The following is a 21955-nucleotide window of genomic DNA, read 5'->3' as shown; positions in this document are numbered from 1 at the left end:
TTTGCTGTTTTTGATTATATGTTAACTGAAATATCACTTCAACCCTGTTCTGGCAATACCTCTGACGAAGTATTTTTGTGCAAAGAGGAATATAATCACAACCGGGAGTATACTGAACGTTGCCGCAGCCATGAGTAAGTTGTAGAGTGTTCCAACTTCCGAACTGAACGATTGCAACCCAACCGTAAGTGTTCTGTACTTCGGACTGTTGGTGACAATTAACACCCACAAGAAAGCATTCCAGCTACCAACAAACTTCAAGAGCGCGCTTGTGATAATCACAGGCTTGCTGAGAGGAACAACTATTTGCCACAAAAATCTCCAATGTGATGAACCATCGATTTTTGCTGCATCGAAAAGCTCCGATGGTATACTCATGAAATGCTGTCGCATTAAGAATATGGAAAAGACACTAACGACCCACGGGACTATCAGTGCATAGTATGTATCTATCCATCCAAATTTCGTTATCGTGATAAAGTTTGGAACAAGCAACACTTCACCTGGCACCATCATCGTTGCAAGGAATATACTGAACAGTAAACCTTTTCCTGGGAAGTTCATCCAAGAGAACGCGTACGCTGCCATTGCCGAAATTACAATTTCCAAGATAGTTGTTACTGTTGCAATAAAAACGGTGTTGAAGTAGTACCTTCCAAACGGAGCTGCGTTCCAAGCGCTCACGTAATTTTGGAACACGTTTTTGAATACATCGCCGGGACTGAATTTAACATGAACCGTTTTAATCCCGTCGTCAACGAAATACACTGGGTGCACATCCTCAAGAAGGATTTCTATCGTCTTCCCTTCCTTGACTAACACGTCCTTAACAAAGCTTGGAGCTGATACAACCCGCCATGCATAGACTGTCTGCTCATATATAGCTCTCAAAGACTGTAATTCGAGGGAATTAAGCGCAACCGCCCTGAAAACTTCTTTAGCATTTGGGATTTCTTCAGCATACGCATCAAGCTTTGATTTTGTAGCCGAATAAGAAAGGTTAAAGCCTACCTTAGATTCTAAAGCATCAATGAAAGTGTCGTAAGAATCGTTTAGCAAAGCTTGTGAATCTAAACCATTTTCTGCGGCAATATTTATCAAGTTGCCTAAAAGAGTCTTAAGAGATGCTAAATCCTGTACACTTATATTGAATTTCCTTACTACTTCATCATCAATCCTCTTAGCAAATTCTTCCACAACATTTTTTAGTGATGTGTTCTTTACAATTTCCACAAGTAAATCTCTATCTTTAAAATCCTGAACGCGGTTTATCAATAAGTTAACACGCTCTTCTTTGCTAAGAGGAACGGCAACTATATCAGTCTCTGCTTGCTCATTTTGGATTTCGGAAAAGTAAGCCTTAACTTTCACATAGAAATCTATGTTTTCTAAGTATTTTCCTACGGTGTTTCTAACGGTGTTATTATAATTCTCACTTACCTCATTAATTCCGGAATACACAAAGTTATATCTGCTCAGAACATCTTTTATTGCATCTATTTCCTCATCACTAAGGACTATTTCCGCTCCTGCCTTATATTTGTTAACCTCCGCCTTAACCAACTCAATGTTCTTAACAACATCCTCTAAGAACTTCTCAAATGTTGATTTTTCGCTCTCATCGGTAATCCTGTCAATCCCAAAAGTAGAAATCATATCTATTGTATCCGCTAACGATTCAAGTGAACCTATCAAACCTTCAACGAAAACATCTCTCCTAAAAAACGGGTTGGCACCTGTTTTATAAAACAAAAAGACGTTTTCGAAAAACTGCTCAGGGTTACTAATATCAGCGTTAAAATCAGTTGGAATAGTTATTTGCGCAAGGAAATTGCTGAATTCTTCTTGAGATGCTCCTTTTGAATACCTCACACCCTTAAATGGAATTGTCAGAGTTCCTCTGTAAAATGGGTCATCGTTAACGTTTAAATTCAGTCCTGTAGTCTTCTTTGCAATGAAAGCTAAAGCTTCTCTCAAACTCAAACCTTTAACGGTCGATACGGTTCCAGTTGAAGGCACAACTTTTACATCTCTGCTTGATGCAAACGACCTCGTAGTCCATTTCGGTGGCCACGAATTAACCTCTGAGGGTAACTTGAACGAAGTCACTATCATCCATGCAAACGGGGCTATCATAACAACTGAGCCAATTACTAAAAGTAGGTAAATTACAAGCTTTTTTAATTCTCTCATATTCTGTTCCCCCTCAACACGTCAGCTAACGTATTCGACGACTTTGTCGCCAACTCTGTATTGGATGAATGTGAAGACAAGAATTACCAAGAATAACAAATATGCTGCTGCACTTGCAATACCCATCCTTTGCTGACGATAGAACAAGTCAAAAACGTAATAAACCATCGTCATACCACTGTTTCCGTAAGGTCCCGGTAAGCCATCGTACAAAGTGAAGACCTCTTGAAAGACCTTGAACGCACCTATGACAGAAACTATCAGCAGGAAAAACGTTGTTGGTGAGAGAAGTGGCCAAGTGATTTTAAAGAACTTTTGCAAACTATTTGCTCCATCAACTTCCGCAGCTTCATAGTAGAACGTGTCGATATTCTGCAAACCAGCCAAGAAAATCATAGCGTTGTATCCAACGTGTCGCCATATGGAGACTATGCTAACTGTCGGTATTGTCCATTTTGCATCTTTCAACCACTTCACAGGTTGTAGCCCCATCGAAACAAGGATATAGTTGAGCAAACCCACGTCATCGTTAAAAATCCATTTCCAGATAAGCGATACTGCAACAACTGAAGTGACAAATGGTATGAAAAACACCGTTCTGAAGAACGCTTTAAACTTTTCTATACTGTTTAAAAGAAGTGCGATGAGCAAAGCCAGACTTAAACCGATAGGAACTGTAAGAATCACATAATAGGTGGTGTTCACTAAAGCTTTAAAGAACAAATTCTTCTCTGACGCGTCTATGAGAAAATCCACAATTCCATAGCTTTGACCATTAAACCCTGCCGTGAATCTAAATTCGAAAAGGACATAGGTAACAAGCCATATGACAAAGCCAAGCCATGCGTGGTCTGAAAGCAACTTAGAACTAACTATCTTACCACGCCAGCCCCAAGTAAGAAGTCCAGCCGAGGCTACAAGAAAAACCAACAATCTACCCATATTAAGATGAGCCATCGAGGTTCCATAAAGAACAAGCAATATTAAATACGCAGCGACGAAAATCACTTTTTTCCAGTCCAGTTTCTTTTTTCCCAACATCTCAACAATAGCAAATATTACCAATAAAAACAGGACAGATAACAAAATATAAAGCACACTATAAATCAAACCTTTGTAAAACGGGAACTTCACAGGGTAGTCGAATTTCAAAATCTCTTTGTAGTTACCAAGTCCATAAAAGTATGGGTTCTTCATATTCCTAAAGTCCCACTTAAAAAAACTCAGGACAAAAGAAAAACCGATGGGCCAGAATGTGAAAATGCTTAGCACAACTAGTGCAGGTAGCAAAAATAGATACGCCAACAGACTCTCCCTAACACGGCTTGGTTTTATATGGGCACGCGCCATCAAACCCCTCCTCTCAAATGTTTTTTTAATTGTTCGATTAGAGAATGTAAGCGGCTGCGTTTTCGTCTTCAATGATCTTTCCAAGTTTCTTGGTAACGTAGTCTTTGTCTATGACTATCTTCTTTTCTACTTCGGGCGCTTCAAACATGATGTCTTCTAAAAGCTTTTCAACTACCGTATAAAGCCTTCTTGCTCCTATATTCTCCATCTTCTCGTTCAGTTTGTATGCTATCTTTGCAATCTCACTTATTGCATCGTCAGTAAAATCAAGCTCTACTCCTTCCGTATAAAGAAGCGCTTTATATTGTTTTAATAGAGCGTTTTCTGGCTCTGTGAGTATTCTTACGAAATCTTCTTCTTTGAGAGGTTCCAGTTCTACCCTTATCGGGAACCTACCCTGGAGTTCAGGAATCAAATCCGAAGGTTTTGACATATGGAACGCGCCAGCACCTATGAAAAGAATGTAATCCGTTCTAACTGGTCCGTACCTTGTTGTAACAGTTGTTCCCTCAACAATTGGAAGTAAGTCTCTTTGAACCCCTTGCCTTGACACATCAGGTCCGTGCCCTTGTCCAGTTGCCGCTATCTTATCAAGTTCGTCGATGAATATGATTCCTCTTTCTTGCGCCAACGTGAGTGCTTTTTGAATGACCTCATCCATATCGATGAGTTTTTCGGATTCTATAGGGGTCAGTATTCTTCTTGCTTCTGAAATTTTCATTCTTCTTCTCTTCCTCTGTTTCGGTAGTATATTTCCAAGTATCTGTGAAAAATCAATACCCATGTCTTCCATATCTGGCATGCCTATAAAACCAACACCGGGTTGACTAACTTCGACGTCTATTTCTATTTCCATATCTTCCAATTCACCGTTCCTTAGCTTTTCCCTTAGTTCTGCTCGCTTTCTGCGAATATCGACTTCTTCGTTTTGCTCTTGCTGACCTTGGAATGGCGCTTGGAAACCAAATATATTTGCAAAGGGGATATTTTGTTTTTTACCTGGAACCAAAGCTTCCAATATCCGCTCTTCAACCAAGTCCTTCACCTTTGGCTCAACTTCTTTTATCTTTTCTTGTTTGACCATATTAACAGCTATCTCAACCAAGTCCCTTATCATCGAATCCACGTTCTTACCTACGTAACCAACTTCTGTGAACTTTGTCGCTTCGACTTTTAAAAATGGTGAACCTGATAGTTGTGCTAACCTTCTTGCAATCTCTGTCTTACCAACACCTGTCGGTCCTATGAGCAAGATATTTTTCGGTATTACCTCTTTTCTCCATTCTTCAGGTAGCCTCTGTCTTCTAATTCTGTTTCTTATAGCTATCGCAACCGCTTTTTTTGCCTCGTACTGTCCTATGATGTACTTATCAAGTTCTGCAACAATTTGGCGCGGCGTTAGATTGTCAAAATCTGTCAGGTTTGAAAATTTACTCATTGAAAGCACCTCCAATGATAATGATTAAACATAAATGTCTTGCAATTCAACTTGCAATTCCTCTTCAGGGGTTACATATGCAAGTGACCATTGACCTGAAATCATCTTTTCGAAAACTCGCTCCACATCTTTCTCACTAACCGCCCTTACACGTTCTATGATTTCGTCCACGCTCTTGGCTTGAATGTCATTTGCTAAATATTGAGTGTAAAGAGAGATAAGTGAGGACGTGCTCTCAGTCAAAAGTTCAAGATATCCAAGTAAACGTTTCTTCCCATAGTCAAAAACCTTTTTCGTAAGCTTGAAATTTTTAAAGAGTGAGTAGAGTTCATCAACAAGCTTTCGAGCATTCCCAAAAGAAGTCGCGGCGTATATCAAGAAAACTCCCCATTCTTTGCTCTGCAAATGCGATACGCTGATATCGTAAACAAGAGCTTTTCTCTCCCTGATTTGTTCAAACAAAACAGAACTCATACCACTACCAAGTAGCGTTTTAAGAACCATTGATGCGTAGATATTTTCCTCATCTACTAGTGGTATCCCGTCGTGAGCAAAGAGAAGATGAACCTGCTGCGTTTCTTTGAATTTGTCACAAACAATACCTATTTTGAGCCTAGAACTCTGTTTTGCTGTCTTGAAACCTTCTACTAAGTTCAGCTCTTTAACAACTTTTAAATCCTTTTCGTCAACGTGACCAGCAATGACGAGTTTCACGTTGTAAGGTGAATACATCTCCGCGTGGAACTGCTCCAAGTCTTCCTTTTTAATATTCTTTATCGTTTCTTCCGTTCCAATTATCGATTTGGAATGCGGACCATCGATAAGTTCTTCGAAGAATTTGTTAAACAACCTCTGTTCTGGTACTTCCAAGTCGGAGTAGTATTCTTGAAGAATTATCTTTCTTTCAAGCTCAACGTTTCTCTCTGTGAACTCCGGTTCAAAAACAATTTCTCTTAGTATATTGAACGCCGTTTTAAAAAATGAAGAAGGGACCTTTGCATAATAAACCGTATCCTCTTTGTCAGTCCAGGCATTTAACAACCCACCAACCTGCTCGATGGGAAACTTTATTTCTTTCAATGTTCGTCTCTTTGTCTTACGGAAGACCGTATGTTCAATAAAATGTGAAATTCCGAGTAAATGGTCCGGTTCATAGACCGGACCACTTCCAACAATAAAAGCAATTGTTGCTGATCTGACACCTGGTATTTCGTAATAGTATATATTTTCTCCGAGTTTGACCATATGCTTATTCTTCGACCCTCCTAAGTTGGAACCTTCCGATTTCATCTATGCTGATAACTTCTACTCTCACTCTATCTCCAACTTTGAAGGATGTAGGTTTCACGTTTCCTAATTTAGAGGCGTGGGCCAAACCTATCTTACCAGGTGCGATTTCAACAAAGATACCGTAATTCTCAACCCTTGTTATCTTACCATCATAAACATCACCAACAGAGATGTCACGGAACATATTCTGGATATAATCAATAGCTCCCTGCACCTTTTCTGGATCAACACCGCTGACAGTAACCTTTCCTGTCTCGTCATCTATAGAAATTTCAACATCGAACATCTTTATAATGGACTTAATTATCTTTCCACCAGGTCCTATGAGTTCACCACTCCTGGTTGGGTCGATGTAGAACCATTTAATCCTTGGCGCATAAGGTGAAAGTTCTTTCCGTGGTTCAGAAATCGTCTCGTATAGTTTATCGAGTATAAACATTCTCGCCTCTTTTGCCTGGTAAAGGGCTGCTCTAAGTAATTCCTCACTAACGCCGGAAACTTTACAGTCCATTTGGAATGCCGTTATTCCATCTCTTGTTCCTGCAACCTTAAAGTCCATATCACCCCAGTGGTCTTCAAGCCCTATAATATCTGTTAATATGACTGATTTATCTCCTTCAAGAATCAAACCCATCGCAACACCAGCAACGTGCTTTTTGATCGGAACTCCGGCATCCATTAAGGCAAGAGATGCGGAACATACAGTTGCCATCGACGAAGAACCGTTGGATTCAAGAATTTCCGAAACAACCCTTATAACGTATGGAAACTCGTCTTCCGAAGGAATAACAGCTTTAACAGCCCTTTCCGCAAGGTGCCCGTGACCTATTTCTCTTCTGCTCAATCTTAACGGTTTTACTTCACCTGTGGAGAATGGTGGGAAGTTGTAATGCAGCATAAATCTCTTCGTGCCTTCTTCTATCAAAGTATCGATTATCTGCTCTTCCGCTGGCGAACCGAGTGTCACAATACCAAGGCTCTGCGTCTCGCCCCTTGTAAATAGCGCGGAACCGTGTGTTCTTGGAAGTAACCCAACTTCGCAGCTGATAGGTCTTATATCCTTTGGTCCCCTTCCATCAGCCCTTATACCACGCTCGATTATTATCTTCCTCATGAGCTTTTTGGATAGCTCATCATACTTTTCCTTCAACGGTAACTTATATTCCTCCTGTTCTTCCTCACTTATGTTGTTCTCCTCAAAGAATTTTTGCACAATACTTTCGTAGTATTCATCTGCCAACTCTACACGTTCCTGCTTACCTCGTGCGAAAATTCTCTTTTCTAATTCGTTCATGTCAACATATTCGGCAAATTTTTCAACAAGTTCTACATTATACTTTGGCTCTGGTAAAGGCATTTTCTCAACGTTAAACTCCCTGATAATTTCTTCTTGGAACGCTACAATTTCTTTGATAGCCTCGTGAGCAACCATAAGTGCTTGTAACATCTCATCTTCGGTAACCTCTTTCGCCTCACCTTCGACCATGGTAATGGCATCCTTTGTACCAGCAACAACGATATCTATTTTACTTCTTTCAAGTTGCTCAGCTGTTGGGAAGACAATGAACTGCCCATCCACGTAACCAACCTGGACACCAGCAACAATACCATCGAACGGTATTTTTGAAATATTCAAAGCCAACGACGCAGCAGATATACCAAGCACATCCGTTGGACAGTCCGGGTCTACGGAAAGCACAGTCACAATAACTTGAACCTCGTTCCTCAACGTTTTTGGAAAGAGCGGTCTTATTGGCCTGTCGATAAGTCTTGAGGAAAGTATCCCACTTTCCGAAGGTTTACCTTCACGTTTGATAAAACCACCAGGAATTTTACCGGCAGCATAGAACTTTTCCATATACTCTACCGTTAACGGGACAAAATCGATACCTTCAACTACTTTGTCCGAAACGTTTGCCGTTGCAAGAACAACACTGTCACCAAACCTTGCCCAAATTGAACCTGCGGATTGTTTTGCTACTTTACCGTGCTGGAAGACCCATTCTTTCCCGAATAAGACTTTTCGCCACTCTCGAACTGACATAGCCACACCTCCGGTTTTCTCTATTCATGTTTTTGATTTTTTCTTTTCAATCAGATTATTTTACCACAGATTTTATAATTTTTGAATCATTGAATACAACCAAAAGAAAGAAGTCCCGGAAAACCGGAACTTCTTTCTTTGTTGTTCTAAGTTAACTTTAAAACACCTTATTTTATCATTCCCTGAAATCCCATGAATGCAAGAGAAAGTAAAGAAGCCGTTATCATAGATATTGGAAGGTTAAGGAACGGCCTTGGCACATCGTAGAGTTCAAGCCTTTCCCTGATACCTGAAAAGATGACCAGAGCCAGTAAAAATCCGAGACCTGCACCAAGTGCGTTAAAAATAGCCTCAAAGAACGTGTATTTAGACAAACTATTCACTATCGCTATACCCAAAATGATACAGTTTGTTGTTATCAACGGTAGGTAGATACCCAACGCTTCGTAAAGTGTTGGATTATTCTTTTTCAAGAAAGCCTCAACAAACTGCACAAACGTTGCAATAACAAGTATGAAAACTATGGTCCTTAGAAACTCCAGCTGAAGTTTTACAAGCAACAAATCAAGACCCCAAGAAATGGCGGAAGACATAACCAATACGAATATAACTGCAAGCCCCATTCCAACGGCAGTAGATGTTTTTTTCGAAACACCCAAGAATGGACAAATCCCCAAGAACCTGACGAACACATAATTATTGACAAGCATTGCCGATAGCAAAATCAAGAACAACTTCATTTAGTTTCACCTACCTTTTGCTGAGCCTGTTGAATCTGTTGAGTTTGTTGCGCTTGTTGAGCTTGGGCTTTCTTCTTTGCCTTTTCCTGGCGATTAATTGAAATCGCCGCAAAGAGCGCTGCTAGGAGACCGAGGGTCAGATAAGCGCCTGGTGGAAGAATCATAACGAACATATTGAATGCCTTACCCCAGACCTCGATATCAAAAATCGTCCCGTTACCTAAAAGTTCCCTTATACTACCGAGCAACGTAAGGCTAAGTGTGAAACCAACCCCCATGCCTAATCCATCAAGTAATGAATCAACGACTCCGTGTTTTGAAGCGTACGCCTCCGCCCGTCCCATGATGATACAGTTAACAACTATAAGAGGTATGAAAAGTCCCAAGGTTTTCCACAAATCATACGTGAACGCGTGCATTACCAGATCCACAATGGTAACAAATGTGGCAATTACCGTGATGAAAATTGGAATTCTTATCTTTTCTGGCACAGTCTTTCTAATGGCGGATATAACTATATTTGACATAACAAGCACAGCTGTTGCAGCTAATCCCATTCCAAAACCATTTTTTGCACTCGTTGTTGTCGCAAGTGTTGGACACATTCCAAGAACCTGAACGTACGTTGGGTTCTCCTTTATTATTCCCTTAGTGAATTCCGAAATCTTAGAGGCCATTACATTTCACCCCCGAGATACTTTTCTTTAAGGAACTTGTACATCGCGTTCAAAGAACTCACAACTGCCCTTGGAGTGATGGTTGCACCAGTCATCACATCAGATACCTTCACAACCCCTTCTTGTTTTGCCTCTTCTGGATCAATTCCTTGTTTTCCCGCGTCCTTATCTACCTTTAAGCCGTTGCTAAGACCCGTCTCTGGTATCGGGAAGAACCTCTTCTGCACATTGGGGTCTGCTATTTTTGCACCAAGTCCCGGGGTTTCTTGTGAGTAATCAAGCACTTTAATAGCTTTTAACGACAGTTCACCTGTGGTTTTGTCAAGTTGGAATGCGGCCATCGTTACGACGTTTCCACCGTAACCAACCGCATAACCGGTTAGAAGATAATACTTTGCACTATCTGTTTCAAATTCATACACAGGAGCTATCACTGTTCCTACACTGTCGGTGAACAACACATTACCCATTTCGTTCCTTTTTGAAAGCACGATTTTCTTTATCTCATCAACACTTACAATAGCATTCCCGTTTTCGTCTGTTAGCAAACTTTCCATGGAAGATATGACGTTCGCAAGTTCCGCTTCGGCGATTCTATCTTTCGTAATCGTGTAGACCAGACCAAGAGCAATTCCCGCAATTAATGTGTAAACCATCAACGTGATACTCATCTTCAGCATTTCACGCCTATTTTCTTTCATGCTTTTCGCCTCCCAAAAATCCTTGGCTGCGTGTGTCTGTCAATTATAGGCACTAGAGCGTTCATAAGAAGTATTGACAAAGAAACACCTTCTGGGTAGCCCCCAAAATACCTGATAAGCATCGTTACAACACCGCAACCAAGACCGAATATAGCTTGTCCCTTAAGTGTCATTGGGCTGGTGACCATATCCGTTGCCATGAAAAGTGCGCCAAGCATCAAGCCACCAGATAACACGTGGAGGATTGGTGAACCAAATCTTTCTGGATTTACAGTATAGAATATCGAGGCGATGAGTAACACACTGCCGATATAAGTAGCGGGTATAACTACCTTGATTCTTCCTCTGAAAACCAAATAAAGGAAGCCTATAAACAAAAGAACAGCACTCGTTTCGCCTATACATCCACCAACATTTCCGAAAGCCAAATCAAGATAATTTGTGCTTTCCATAACCTTGCTGAAACCCTGTAATTTCAACATAGCGAGTGGTGTTGCAGTTGTTTGCGCGTCGGTATACCAACCACCGAACGATGCTATTGGCTTATACCATGTCGTCATGAAGGTTGGAAAAGAAACGAGCAAGAACACCCTTGCCGCGAGTGCTGGGTTGAAGATATTCTGACCAAGTCCACCAAACGCGTGCTTCACGATAGCAATAGCAAAGACCACACCTATGAGTAGTACCCACCAGGGTGTTGCCACGCTGACGTTCAAAGCTAGCAACAATCCTGTGACTGCAGCGCTACCATTTGGGACAAAATTCTTATCTTTTCTCAGAACCCTCATTATAAAAAGTTCAATCAATTCAGCACTAATCATACCAAGAGTAGATAGTACTAATGCGTACATACCAAAGAAAAATGTAGCCGCAATGGTAGCGGGTGCTAAAGCAATTAGCACATCTATCATTATCTTCCTTGTCGAATCCTGAGTTCTCAGATGCGGTGCAGATGTTGTTAGTAATTTTACATTCTTCATTTCTTACCACCTCTCAGTGCGCGGTAGACTTTCTTTGCAAGCTTTATCGACTTGACGTGTTCAACGTTAGCTGGACAAATGTAAGTACAAGAACCACACTCGATACAATCAAGCAAACCGATAGCTACCGCCTCATCGTATTTTTTCTTTCTTGCAAGCAAGTCAAGCAAGTAAGGCTGTAGGTTCATTGGACACACATGGACACAGTAAGAACACCTAATACAGTTCGTGCTCTCACGTTTTTGTTCCGGTATAACGGTAATACCATTGTTTCCTTTTAAAAGAGGTGTATCCAAACTTGGAACAGGTATACCCATCATCGGTCCACCCATTAACACTTTTAATTCGTTATAACCTTCGACAAACCCATCTCCAAGCCTTTCAATAATCCACGATATCGGGGTTCCTATTCTAACCCACCAATTACCTTTTTTATTCACACCCTCACCTGTTAGAGTCATCCCACGCTCAATGAGGGGTTTACCATCCACTATTGCCTGTTTTATCGCAACCATCGTACTGACATTTTGAACAACTACACCAACATCCATTGGTAATCCGCCACTTGGCACTTCCCTACCCGTAATTGCTTTTATCAGTTGTTTTTCAGCACCCTGTGGGTATTTTGTCTTCAGTGCGGCAACCTTTACCTTCCCTTTCCATTTCCTCTCAAGATGTTCAATAGCATCCTTCTTGTTATACTCGATGCCTATGTAAACTTCTTTGACACCTAAAATCTTCTTGGTAATCTCAATACCTTCTAACACTTCTTCATCCATCTCGAGCATTACTCTGTGGTCAATAGTAAGGTATGGTTCACACTCCGCCCCGTTTATTATGAGTGTGTCAACAGGTTTTGAAGGGGTTAGTTTCACATGTGTTGGGAACATCGCTCCTCCAAGTCCAACAACACCTGCTTTTTTTATCTGTTCGATAAGTTCTTCTTTTGATGCTGTTGTCCAATCCAGTTTAGATAGTAATTCCCACTCATCCTCTCCCGTTCTTTCGATAGTTACAGCCTCAACCGCCATACCATGGACTGCACTGTTGATTTTAGCTACACTTGTCACAGTCCCTGTGACAGGAGCGTGCACATAAGCGGAGACAGGACCCTGTGGTTCCCCTATGACTTGTCCTGTTTTCACCTGCTGCCCAACTTCCACAACGACCTTTGCTGGTGCACCTGCATGTTGCGCCATGAGCACAACAACTTTTTCTGGCAGTGGTGCAAGTTGAATCTTTTCATGCTCTGTTAACTTCTTTTCGGGTGGATGGACTCCTCCTTTAAACGTCAACAACTTCACTCACCACACCTCCCAGTGAAGAAAATAAAAATTAATATCATAATTCTCTCTTTATGTTTATTTGGAACTCATCGTATGAAATACAACAAAAAAGGAGGGTTAAGCCAAACCCCTTTGCAATGATATTATATACCCTTTTTGCAAGTTTTTAAAAGAGAATTTTTGTCTAATTTGTATGAATTTTCTTAAACCAAATGATAAACGAATCTATCTTCGTATTTAAAAACGATGAAATCTCTTTGGAGCAACTGTTTACGTTTTACCTTTTCTACTTTTGAATGGTCAAAAAACACTCTCAAATTCTTATTTGGTAATATCTTCATACCAGAAACAACATCCATAGGAATGCCTCGGTAATAACCATAGAACTTTAACAGAGCTACGTTGTACTTTGAACTGATTGCTCGAACGGCATTTAATATGGCAGATTTCTCAACATACTGGGCAGGTACATAATCGATGGAAGACAGGACAGGTGGGAACTTTTCTGGCTTTCGGAACTCTACTTTGAATAACTTTCTCGGAGCTTTTAACCCTAACTCACTAATTGCTAAGTTGTTTCCTAAAACTTCTACGTTTTCCACTTTTAAGATATGTGCATCAGAACTTAATGTTTCGATGTCCTCTACGTTCAGTTCATCTATATCAAAACGCAAATTCTGTGGTTCATTGAAAACAATCGCAGAGTTGTTTGAATTTAGAGAATTTAAACCATCCAATGAACATACTTTTAGGTTCTGCGCATTCAAGCAAAACCCCTCAATATTTTGTTCTATGGAATCCTTTATATCTCTAATAGCGAAATTTTCATTCGTTTGGGGGAAGGAATAACCTTGGTACGAAACATAAAAAGAAGAGTGTAAATCATATATACCCGGGGTATCGAATTCAAAACCTTCTACCCTTGTTGGAAAAGTTACTTCGATGCCGTGAAACACCGTTTCTACCGTGATATCGGGACTTTTGTATCTCAAAAACCCGAGTTCCATCTTTAGTGTTTCAATTATTTCTCTTGCGATTCGCATACGTATTTCAGCGCCTTTTCAACTCTATCAAAAGGTTCCAGGATATCTATCTTGGAGGCGTAATCTAAAATCTTCTGAACAACACTATCATCAACCTTGACGTTTTCTGGGAACGTAATCCTTATACTTTTGTTGCTAAAATTAACAACCACTTCGTTGCCTTCCTTTTTCTCAGAAACAGGCTGTGGTAATAACGTTACCATAACCGTGTTCTTATCAAACAACAGGGTTGGGTCTTGAACAAGTATCAGTTCAGGCTTGTTCTCCAAGCGTTGAACCAAACCTTTTCCGATGATTTCCGTGTGAAGGTAGTATTCGAGAGAATTCCCATAGATGATTTCCTGAAGTTTTGTAGGTGTGACAGGTTCGGAGTATTTGAACTCAACTGGTATACCTAAATCGTTTATAACTAGTATTCCTCCGAGATGCTTGCCATCTATATTCATGACACTTAAGTAACCAATCATACTCTCACATCCAACATATGAGCTCCATCCTGTTTGATAATCTCTCTTTCATCTTTTTGTTCTTTTTTATCTCCCCTGAGTTGTCTTCCAACATATTCGCCCTGGCTTCTACCTTCAGTCGCCGTTTTTACATGTTTTTGTTCTGCACCTTGAACATTAGTCGTACTCCGAAGCTGAGTTTGTGCCTTTCTTTCAACACTTTGAGCACTGTGTGCAGCAGCTGCTTGCGCAGCGTATTGTTGTAAGCTGACCATATGTGAACTGTCGTGGCTCACTCTTAAAATAATCGTTTGATTTTGAATCCCACTGATTGGTTCTGCCATGGTCTTCACCTCAAAATATTCATCGATACAACTCTATTCTCGGCTATCTTTATTGCCAGCCTTACGCTTTGATGATTCCATCTCTTCTTCTACGTCGAGCATCTTCCTAAGCTTTGAAAGAATTGCCCCGATGATTTGTGAAACCCTGGATTCGGTCACACCAAGCACAGCAGCAATTTCTTTTAAGGATAAGTCGTGTTCAAATCTCAACGAAAGGATAAGTTTTTCTTTCTCGTCTAATTTATTTATCGACTCAACGAGCTGTTCATAAAGTATAGATTTCCAAGCTTTCTCTTTAACATCTTCACTACTCGGAACTTCATAATAATTTGATAGATCCGAACCTTCATCATCCACACCAAATAGATATTCATCTAAATTCACATACTGTTTCAGCAACAGCTCATTGTAAGTTTGTTCCACTTCTTCAACACTCATCCCCAAGATTTCAGCAAGTTCCTCATACGTAGGCAACCGCTGGTGCTTGGCATAGAATTCCGCAATTTCATTATCCAGCTTCTTTATGTCCTGCCTCACATTTTTGGGTAAATAATCTAACTTTCTCAGATAATCTATCATGGCACCTTTTATGCGTGTGTAAACGTACGTCTTGAACGTAGCTCCGTGACGCGGGTCGTATTTATCTACTGCCTGAAGCAGAGCTACAACCCCTTCTTGTATAAGGTCGTCAATTTCCACGTTATGCGGTAAATTCACCTTCAAGTCCCTAGCCAGACGTGTGACAAGTGGCAAATATTCCTTAACAATAGCATCTTTGTTGAGAATCAAATCTCAACAACCTCCACAGAATCCCCTGTTTTAACTTTTCGAACAAGTAATTTTCCAGTTTCAATGTCGTATTCTATACTCCTTGCCTTGTTCCCTCCGGTGTCTTCCGCTAACAACTTAACTCCAAGCCTTTGCAACACACCCTTAACCGCTTCAACGTTTCTTGCACCTATATCCATTCCTGATTGAAACATCGATGCCCCACCTGCGATTTTTGCTTCCAACCTTGAGCGCGATGCACCCATTTTTACTAGTTCTTCAACCACCAAGCTAACACCCGTATCAGCGAATTTACCAGGTGTATTCGTTGGTCTACCTGCACTGTCTGGAAGCATCACATGGACCATCCCGCCCACTTTAGCAACAGGGTCACGGATACAAACTCCTACACATGACCCAAGACCCAAGGTAACCAAAATTGCAGGGTTTTTTTCAACTGCCCATTCTCCGATTCCGATAATGACTTTTTTCTTCATCTTGTCACATCCCCAACGCCTTTAGAAGTTTCTCAAGAGAATCTACAGAAGGTACTAACAGTAAGTAACCTTGGAGTGCTTCTTCTAATCCTTCTATCTCTATAAGCGTTTCAACAAGAAGTATATTTTCCTCACCTGCCAGTGCGAGTGGTATCGAAATTTCAGAGATTATAGCACTTATCATGTCAACTATCAATTCAGGTGGTTCCGGATTTATGAAGAGATTGGTGAATCCAGCAAGTGCTGTTATATAGGAACCGCACATAATATTACCAATCTCTTTCATCATCGAAGACGTAAACTCGTCCATCTCCGTTATGTCGGCTATTTCCATTCCGGTAAGCACTCTGGCAAGTGCTTTAACAGTTTTTGGGTCAAAGACCAAAAGTATCTCACCAGTCATGTCTTCTTTGAGTTCCATTTTCACTGAGCAAACCACTTCTTCAGGATTTTCGAAAAGAAAAGGTATCTTCGAAATAGGTATCACCTTTACCTGAGGGACTGAAATTTCTACCTTTTTGTCAAGCATCATAGAGAGTGCTGTAGCTGCGTTGCCAGTGCCTATATTCCCTACTTCTTTAATTGCATCCAACTGAGCTTCGTTAAGTTTTTCTAACATCATCTTTCCTCCTTTCAAGCCTACTTATTATTTGACAGCCTTCATCTTAATTTCTTTCTGGAATATGAACTTCACAAGCGCCTTTTCCAGAGAAGGTGGCACGTCGAGGAACTGGACACCGTACATAAATCCCTCATCCGTCTGCTCGTCTTGTCGGACAATCTTAGATTTCTGTTTGTTCAACGAGAGCTCGTTGTCAAGCTTTAAATCGACATATATTATATCGCCCATCTTCAAATATTTCTTCGTCACCATCAGCATCCCGCCAGCACTAATGTTACGTGTGGTAAACGCGTAAGACTCGGCATCTGCTTCATCCGAGAGATAGAACCGCCCTTCCAGGTAAAGAGGTATCCTAACGAACTTTCTTCTTTCCGTTTTTCGCACGGTTTCAGGGAATGGAACAGGTATAACATAGATATTGTCACGCTTAATAACCCCAAGAGAAACGGTATCAAATTCATAAATCGAAGACCGGTCAAATAAGTTGACCGTCATACGAACGCCTTTGGGTATAGGTATAAATCTACCCTTATAAGAAGGAATCGAAAGAAATAGGATGCGCCTCGCTAAATCTATATCAACAACGTTGCTTTTGTATTCACCTTCGAGTTCTTTTACCATTGTTATCCTTACCAACGCTGGTAGCCCTATTTTTAAAGCCTTTTCAGCGTTGATCAATTCCACGTATGCCATCAGATTACCTCTCCTATACTTTTGTATTTTTCAACAAGCTGCACCCAAAAGGCATCAGGATTTGGAATGTAAATACCGTATCGATAGCATTCTTCTTCTTCAACCGACCACATCACATTCCCTTCGATAGTTTTGTCATTGTTACCTTTGAGTTTAAGTTCGACATTTTCTCTGACTTTTGGCTTGAACTCAGAAATCACCTGACAACCGTTTTCCGAAACATCAATAATCAAAGAATTAAAACCATATATTGAACACGCTTCAAAAGCTGCGTAACGCGGTTTTGAACGCCTTTGTAAAATTCCTGCTTTTTCTAAAGCCACATATTCATATATTCCTTCATCGTGACCTGATAATTTGCCTATAACTGAAAGTACAAAACCTTCTATGGGTATATCCACCCTCAAAACTTCTGGTACCGATGCAAAAGAAAGAAAAGATACCTTTATGCTTTTCCCTTTTAATTCCTTCAACCTTACAAGCAATTCTCCGTCCTTTGAAAAACCTCTGAGCACCGCCCCCGCTAAATTAGCATTCACATATTCTTCCAGCGTCACTTATTATCACCCCTGAAGAACCTCAAAAACTTTTGAATCAACGTATCTTCCTGTATTTTTTTCACTTCACTTCTCAATAAATATGAAGCTATACGCATAATTGAAAACGATGGTTGTATACTTCTGTACTTTAAAGCAAACAGCTGACGGTCATGAATGCTTTTTACCACAAGTGGGTGTTCTTTTATCATAGTAACTGACGAAACCTTGTTCCCAATGAATTTTTCGACGACTTCGGAAAAACGTTCCATGAGACTTTCCGCTTCTTTTGTATTTTGAACCATATTCGCCACAATGTGTATATCCTCACCTTTTATTCCCTTTATGCTAAGTAACTTTACCATCGTATAAGTGTTAACAACAGACGTTGGTTCTGGCGTGGTAAGAACAATAAATTTATCAACCAGAGCTAAAAATGGCATATACGAATTTGAAAATCCCGGTGGCATATCCATAAAGACGATATCGTAATTTTCAAGAAGTTTCAGAAAACTTGTCGCAAAGTCTTTGATAACAAACTCATTCATCGCAAGCAGGTCCGACACATCACCACCCAAGGAGATAAGGTCTACACCATAACTTGTCGGTGTTATCAATTCTTGAACATCGCACTTGTGGTTCACAAAATCTTTTATAGAGTGTTTTGGATAAACTCCAAGTAATATATCGGCGTTAGTAAAACCTACATCCGCGTCGAGTAGCAAGACCTTCTTACCATTTTCAGCAATTACCGCTGCCAAATTCGTTGCGACAAGTGTCTTTCCGACGCCACCTTTTCCACTTATGACAGCTACAATATCGCTACTTTTAAGGTTACTTGCTTGATCTTGCATCTTTCAACACCTCACGTGCTAGAAGAACAGCTAACTCTCTACTATTCGCTTCCATTATATCGTCTGGCACACGTTGTCCATTCGTTATATACGCTATTGGAACATTTAAGAACGTAGGAACATTGACAAAATGTCCATAAGAAGAGGTTTCATCCATCTTCGAAAGTACAACATGCGTAGGCGAAACTATTGAGAACCTACTAGTTATTTCCTTGACATCCTCTGACCTGTATTGCATACCTACTATCAAGAAGACGAGGTCTGGGTCAACAACCTCAGCCATTGCTTTTATTTCCGTCATATGCAGCTCGTTTTTCTGACTCCTACCTGCTGAATCGATGAGGATAACATCGTAGTCAGATAGCGCCTCAACCTCTAACTTTGCCTCCTTTGGTGTGTAAGCCACTCTGATAGGTACATCCAGAAGCATCGCGTACGTCTTTAACTGGTCAACTGCGGCTATTCTGTAAGTGTCAAGTGTAATAATCCCTACACGTTTGTGGTCATTGAGCTTCAATTTCGCAGCCAATTTTGCTAAAGTGGTGGTTTTACCAACACCTGTCGGCCCAACAAAAAGAACCTTTCCTTTTACATCAGGCACGGATGTGTTTAAAAAAGGAAGAAACATTTCAGAAAGTATTAGCCTAGTGTTTTCGTTGCTGAAATCGAGTTCCTGATACTTAACTCTGGCATACTCTATAACCTTTTCTGCAATCTCGTCGTCGATATCTTGCTTTTCTAATGCTTTTCTCAAATCTTGCACCCACTGTGGTTCGTTCGCCCTTTGTGTTGCGACCATCGATTTCAATTCCATCATCATTCTCTTAAGCTCAGTCAAATCTTCTGAAGATTGCTGTGGTTGTTTTGTTTTAGAGAGTATCTCCTGAAGTTTGTAAATCTGCCCCTTCTCCTCGGTCTGTGGCACTTTCTTTTCCTCAACTGCTGCCGTTACTTCAAGATAAGTCTTGGCGCCTATCCCAAGGAAACCGCCTTTTTTTACCTTTCGTGTGCTTAATATAACCGCATCTTTTCCCAGCTCGACTCTTATCTTTTCGAAAGCTTCTTTGATGTCAGTCACCAGATACTTTTTTACAATCATACCCTCACCACACCCTCGATTGAAAGGTTAACATCCTCAGGAACCTCTTCAAATGCTATAACCGTAATACCTGGTATGAACCTGAGCACCATTCTTGCAAGGTAAGGGCGAATAGCACCAGAGACTACGAGAATTGGTGAATAACCTTTCCTCATGAGTTGTTCCAATTCCTGGGAAATCTTCTCTATAATTTCCCTCATAATTTGTGGGTTGACACTTAGATATCTACCTTCATCGCTTTCCGAAATCGATTCGGTAAGAATTCTCTCTAATTCACTATCGAGCGCAACTGCATGAATTTGCTTGTCTTGGCTCATCAGCTTGCTTGCAATCTGCCTCTTCAGTCCCCTTCTTACGTATTCCACTAAACTTTCAACATCCCTAGCCTTTTCAGCGTTGTCAAGAATAAGTTCAAAAATGAATGGCAAATTCCTTATCGACACACCTTCGCGCAGCAACTCTTGTAAAACCTTTTTTACTACCGTGGGCTTCACAACATTAAAGACATCGTCCACCAGTCTATCAAATTTGTTCCTCAAACCATCGACAAGAAGCTGGAATTCTCTATTGCCAAGTAATTCAGGTGCATACTTTCGTAGGATTTCAGTTACGTGCGTGGCGAAGACCGTTGGTGGGTCAACGACCGTGTAACCTTTCTGAATTGCTTCCTCTTTCTTAGACTCATCTATCCAAAACGCTTGCAACCCAAAAGCCGGTTCTTTGACCTCTATACCCGGTATGCGTTCGGTAATGAAACCTGGGTTTATTGCAAGCAACCTGTTTGGAAAGAGCTCATACCTTGCAACTTCTGCACCACGTATATAGATCGCGTATTCGTTTGGCTTTAGTAAGACGCTATCCCTGACCCTTATAGGTGAAAGAACAAGACCTAATTCTTGAGCAAGTTGCCTACGTATCATCGTCAAACGTTCTAGCATATCCCCGCCTTGAGATAAGTCAGCCAACGGCAAAAGCCCGTATCCGATGTTTATTTCAACAGTATCCGCCTGCAATACCTCTGCCACTTCCTCAGGAGTTGAAAGTACAGGACCTGTGGGCACACCACTTGGTGGTCCACCTGCTACGCCTGGAGCACCTGCTACACCCGGTTGCACTTGTGGCTGTACTTCTTCTCTTATCATGATTCCAACGACCAAAAACATGCCACCTATGAGCAAGCTTGTGAACGTTGGAAGCGGGGTAAACAATCCAAGAAGTATAATCACAACGCCTGTGAGTACGATGACTTTCTTCTCACCGGAAAGCTCTTTTATCAGCTCTGCTCCAAGATTATCTTTCGTAGCGCTTCTTGAAACAATAATACCGGTAGCAGTCGATACCATCAGCGCAGGTATCTGCGATACCAGTCCATCTCCAACCGTGTAAAGCAAAAACGTTCTCGCCGCCTCTCCGAACCCTAACCTGTGCATTAACACACCAATTATTATACCACCAATGCTATTAACTAACGTTATAATTATACTCGCTATCGCATCTCCTCGGACAAATTTCGAGGCACCGTCCATCGCACCGTAAAAATCCGCTTCGCGTCTTATTTCTTCTCTGCGTCTTCTCGCTTCTTCTTCCGTTATCAATCCAGCGTTCAAATCCGCATCAACACTCATCTGTTTTCCCGGCATAGCATCGAGCGTGAACCTTGCAGCAACTTCAGCAATCCTCTCAGAACCACGTGTGATAACAATAAACTGAATTATCACAAGTATCAAAAACACAACGATACCAACAACATAATTTCCACCAACGACAAAATTACCGAACGTTTGGATAACCTTTCCCTGAAACTTCGGACCTTCCAGCAAGATAGCCCTTGTTGAAGCGACATTCAAAGCCAACCGGAATATCGTCACAATCAATAGCAATGTTGGAAAAGAAGCAAGCTCAAGTGCATGGGTGATGTACATTGTTGAGAAGAGAATAACTAAAGATATTGATATATTAAGTAATTGGAAAAAATCCAGCAAAAAATCGGGAATCGGTATTATCATCAAAAGCACAATGGCAACAATAAGCAACGCTACTGCAACATCTGCTTTCACCTTATCACCTCTATTAATCGAGAGCTTCCGGCTGTTTCCTTCTAAATTAAAGCTTAAAGCTTAAAACTTTGTTTATCCAAGCCGTATTTTAAATTTTCTAAAAATTTCCAAAAATCCTTTGAACGATTTCAAATTTCCGTGGTCAAATATAATAGAGGACGAGAAAAAGAAATTCGATTTTCGAAAGTATTCTGTAACAAGTTTGTTCTGCAATATTATACTTAAAGTGACTAATAATTTAACACAAACTAATTCAACCTATGGTACACTTTACTCAGAGAACCCCCTATCCCCCTT

Annotated in this window: 21 protein-coding genes; all 21 read right to left on the bottom strand. The window is 40.7% G+C overall.

The features are described 5' to 3' along the window. Positions 1-33 precede the first annotated feature (33 nt). Positions 34-2193 (bottom strand): carbohydrate ABC transporter permease, encoded by a 2160-nt coding sequence (locus FERPE_RS00950; protein WP_014450814.1) that lies wholly within the window; start codon positions 2191-2193, stop codon positions 34-36. A gap of 21 nt (positions 2194-2214) precedes the next feature. Continuing rightward, entirely contained in the window at positions 2215-3528 is a 1314-nt protein-coding gene (locus FERPE_RS00945; RefSeq protein ID WP_041262997.1) for a carbohydrate ABC transporter permease, read from the bottom strand. Positions 3529-3580: 52 nt separating this feature from the next. Then, positions 3581-4963 carry an ATP-dependent protease ATPase subunit HslU gene (hslU, locus tag FERPE_RS00940; protein WP_169312193.1) on the bottom strand — a complete coding sequence of 461 codons (1383 nt, stop codon included), beginning with the start codon at positions 4961-4963 and terminating at the stop codon, positions 3581-3583. A gap of 42 nt (positions 4964-5005) precedes the next feature. Further along, positions 5006-6226 (bottom strand): M16 family metallopeptidase, encoded by a 1221-nt coding sequence (locus FERPE_RS00935; protein ID WP_041262757.1) that lies wholly within the window; start codon positions 6224-6226, stop codon positions 5006-5008. A 4-nt stretch (positions 6227-6230) separates the two neighbouring features. Further along, positions 6231-8315 (bottom strand): polyribonucleotide nucleotidyltransferase, encoded by a 2085-nt coding sequence (locus tag FERPE_RS00930; protein WP_014450810.1) that lies wholly within the window; start codon positions 8313-8315, stop codon positions 6231-6233. 167 nt (positions 8316-8482) lie between these two features. Continuing rightward, positions 8483-9055: an electron transport complex protein RnfA gene (locus FERPE_RS00925; RefSeq protein ID WP_014450809.1), complete on the bottom strand. Its 573-nt coding sequence runs from the start codon at positions 9053-9055 to the stop codon at positions 8483-8485. Then, a complete protein-coding gene (rsxE, locus tag FERPE_RS00920) occupies positions 9052-9732 on the bottom strand; it encodes an electron transport complex subunit RsxE (RefSeq protein WP_014450808.1) in 681 nt (226 codons plus the stop codon). Before rsxE ends, FERPE_RS00925 begins: the two co-directional genes overlap by 4 nt. Beyond that, positions 9732-10433: an RnfABCDGE type electron transport complex subunit G gene (locus FERPE_RS00915; protein WP_014450807.1), complete on the bottom strand. Its 702-nt coding sequence runs from the start codon at positions 10431-10433 to the stop codon at positions 9732-9734. Before FERPE_RS00915 ends, rsxE begins: the two co-directional genes overlap by 1 nt. Beyond that, positions 10430-11413, bottom strand: coding sequence for an RnfABCDGE type electron transport complex subunit D (locus FERPE_RS00910; protein ID WP_014450806.1), 984 nt, complete (start codon positions 11411-11413; stop codon positions 10430-10432). Before FERPE_RS00910 ends, FERPE_RS00915 begins: the two co-directional genes overlap by 4 nt. Further along, positions 11410-12717 (bottom strand): electron transport complex subunit RsxC, encoded by a 1308-nt coding sequence (rsxC, locus tag FERPE_RS00905; RefSeq protein ID WP_014450805.1) that lies wholly within the window; start codon positions 12715-12717, stop codon positions 11410-11412. Before rsxC ends, FERPE_RS00910 begins: the two co-directional genes overlap by 4 nt. A gap of 185 nt (positions 12718-12902) precedes the next feature. Next, entirely contained in the window at positions 12903-13742 is an 840-nt protein-coding gene (locus tag FERPE_RS00900) for a hypothetical protein (protein ID WP_014450804.1), read from the bottom strand. Further along, positions 13721-14209 (bottom strand): hypothetical protein, encoded by a 489-nt coding sequence (locus FERPE_RS00895; protein ID WP_014450803.1) that lies wholly within the window; start codon positions 14207-14209, stop codon positions 13721-13723. Before FERPE_RS00895 ends, FERPE_RS00900 begins: the two co-directional genes overlap by 22 nt. Beyond that, entirely contained in the window at positions 14206-14532 is a 327-nt protein-coding gene (locus FERPE_RS00890; RefSeq protein ID WP_014450802.1) for a hypothetical protein, read from the bottom strand. Before FERPE_RS00890 ends, FERPE_RS00895 begins: the two co-directional genes overlap by 4 nt. A gap of 33 nt (positions 14533-14565) precedes the next feature. Further along, complete coding sequence (locus FERPE_RS00885; protein ID WP_014450801.1) at positions 14566-15321, bottom strand: FliA/WhiG family RNA polymerase sigma factor; 756 nt, start codon at positions 15319-15321, stop codon at positions 14566-14568. Next, on the bottom strand, positions 15318-15797 hold the full coding sequence (gene cheD / locus FERPE_RS00880) for a chemoreceptor glutamine deamidase/glutamate methylesterase CheD (RefSeq protein ID WP_014450800.1): 480 nt from the start codon (positions 15795-15797) through the stop codon (positions 15318-15320). The genes FERPE_RS00885 and cheD overlap by 4 nt, the downstream gene beginning before the upstream one ends. Positions 15798-15801: 4 nt before the next feature. Beyond that, positions 15802-16416: a CheY-P phosphatase CheC gene (gene cheC / locus FERPE_RS00875; protein WP_014450799.1), complete on the bottom strand. Its 615-nt coding sequence runs from the start codon at positions 16414-16416 to the stop codon at positions 15802-15804. Positions 16417-16443: 27 nt separating this feature from the next. Next, on the bottom strand, positions 16444-17112 hold the full coding sequence (locus tag FERPE_RS00870) for a flagellar brake protein (RefSeq protein ID WP_014450798.1): 669 nt from the start codon (positions 17110-17112) through the stop codon (positions 16444-16446). Next, on the bottom strand, positions 17112-17669 hold the full coding sequence (locus FERPE_RS00865) for a PilZ domain-containing protein (protein ID WP_014450797.1): 558 nt from the start codon (positions 17667-17669) through the stop codon (positions 17112-17114). The genes FERPE_RS00870 and FERPE_RS00865 overlap by 1 nt, the downstream gene beginning before the upstream one ends. Beyond that, complete coding sequence (locus tag FERPE_RS00860) at positions 17666-18502, bottom strand: P-loop NTPase (RefSeq protein ID WP_014450796.1); 837 nt, start codon at positions 18500-18502, stop codon at positions 17666-17668. The genes FERPE_RS00865 and FERPE_RS00860 overlap by 4 nt, the downstream gene beginning before the upstream one ends. Then, positions 18483-19601: a flagellar biosynthesis GTPase FlhF gene (gene flhF / locus FERPE_RS00855; RefSeq protein ID WP_014450795.1), complete on the bottom strand. Its 1119-nt coding sequence runs from the start codon at positions 19599-19601 to the stop codon at positions 18483-18485. Before flhF ends, FERPE_RS00860 begins: the two co-directional genes overlap by 20 nt. After that, on the bottom strand, positions 19598-21607 hold the full coding sequence (gene flhA, locus FERPE_RS00850) for a flagellar biosynthesis protein FlhA (protein ID WP_052312863.1): 2010 nt from the start codon (positions 21605-21607) through the stop codon (positions 19598-19600). Before flhA ends, flhF begins: the two co-directional genes overlap by 4 nt. Positions 21608-21955: the final 348 nt, after the last annotated feature.

Origin of the sequence: Fervidobacterium pennivorans DSM 9078 (genome assembly GCF_000235405.2) — a bacterium.
GTDB classification, from domain to species: Bacteria; Thermotogota; Thermotogae; order Thermotogales; family Fervidobacteriaceae; genus Fervidobacterium; species Fervidobacterium pennivorans.
Note: the sequence above shows the minus strand (reverse complement) of the source record. Positions and strands in the feature narration are given on the sequence as shown.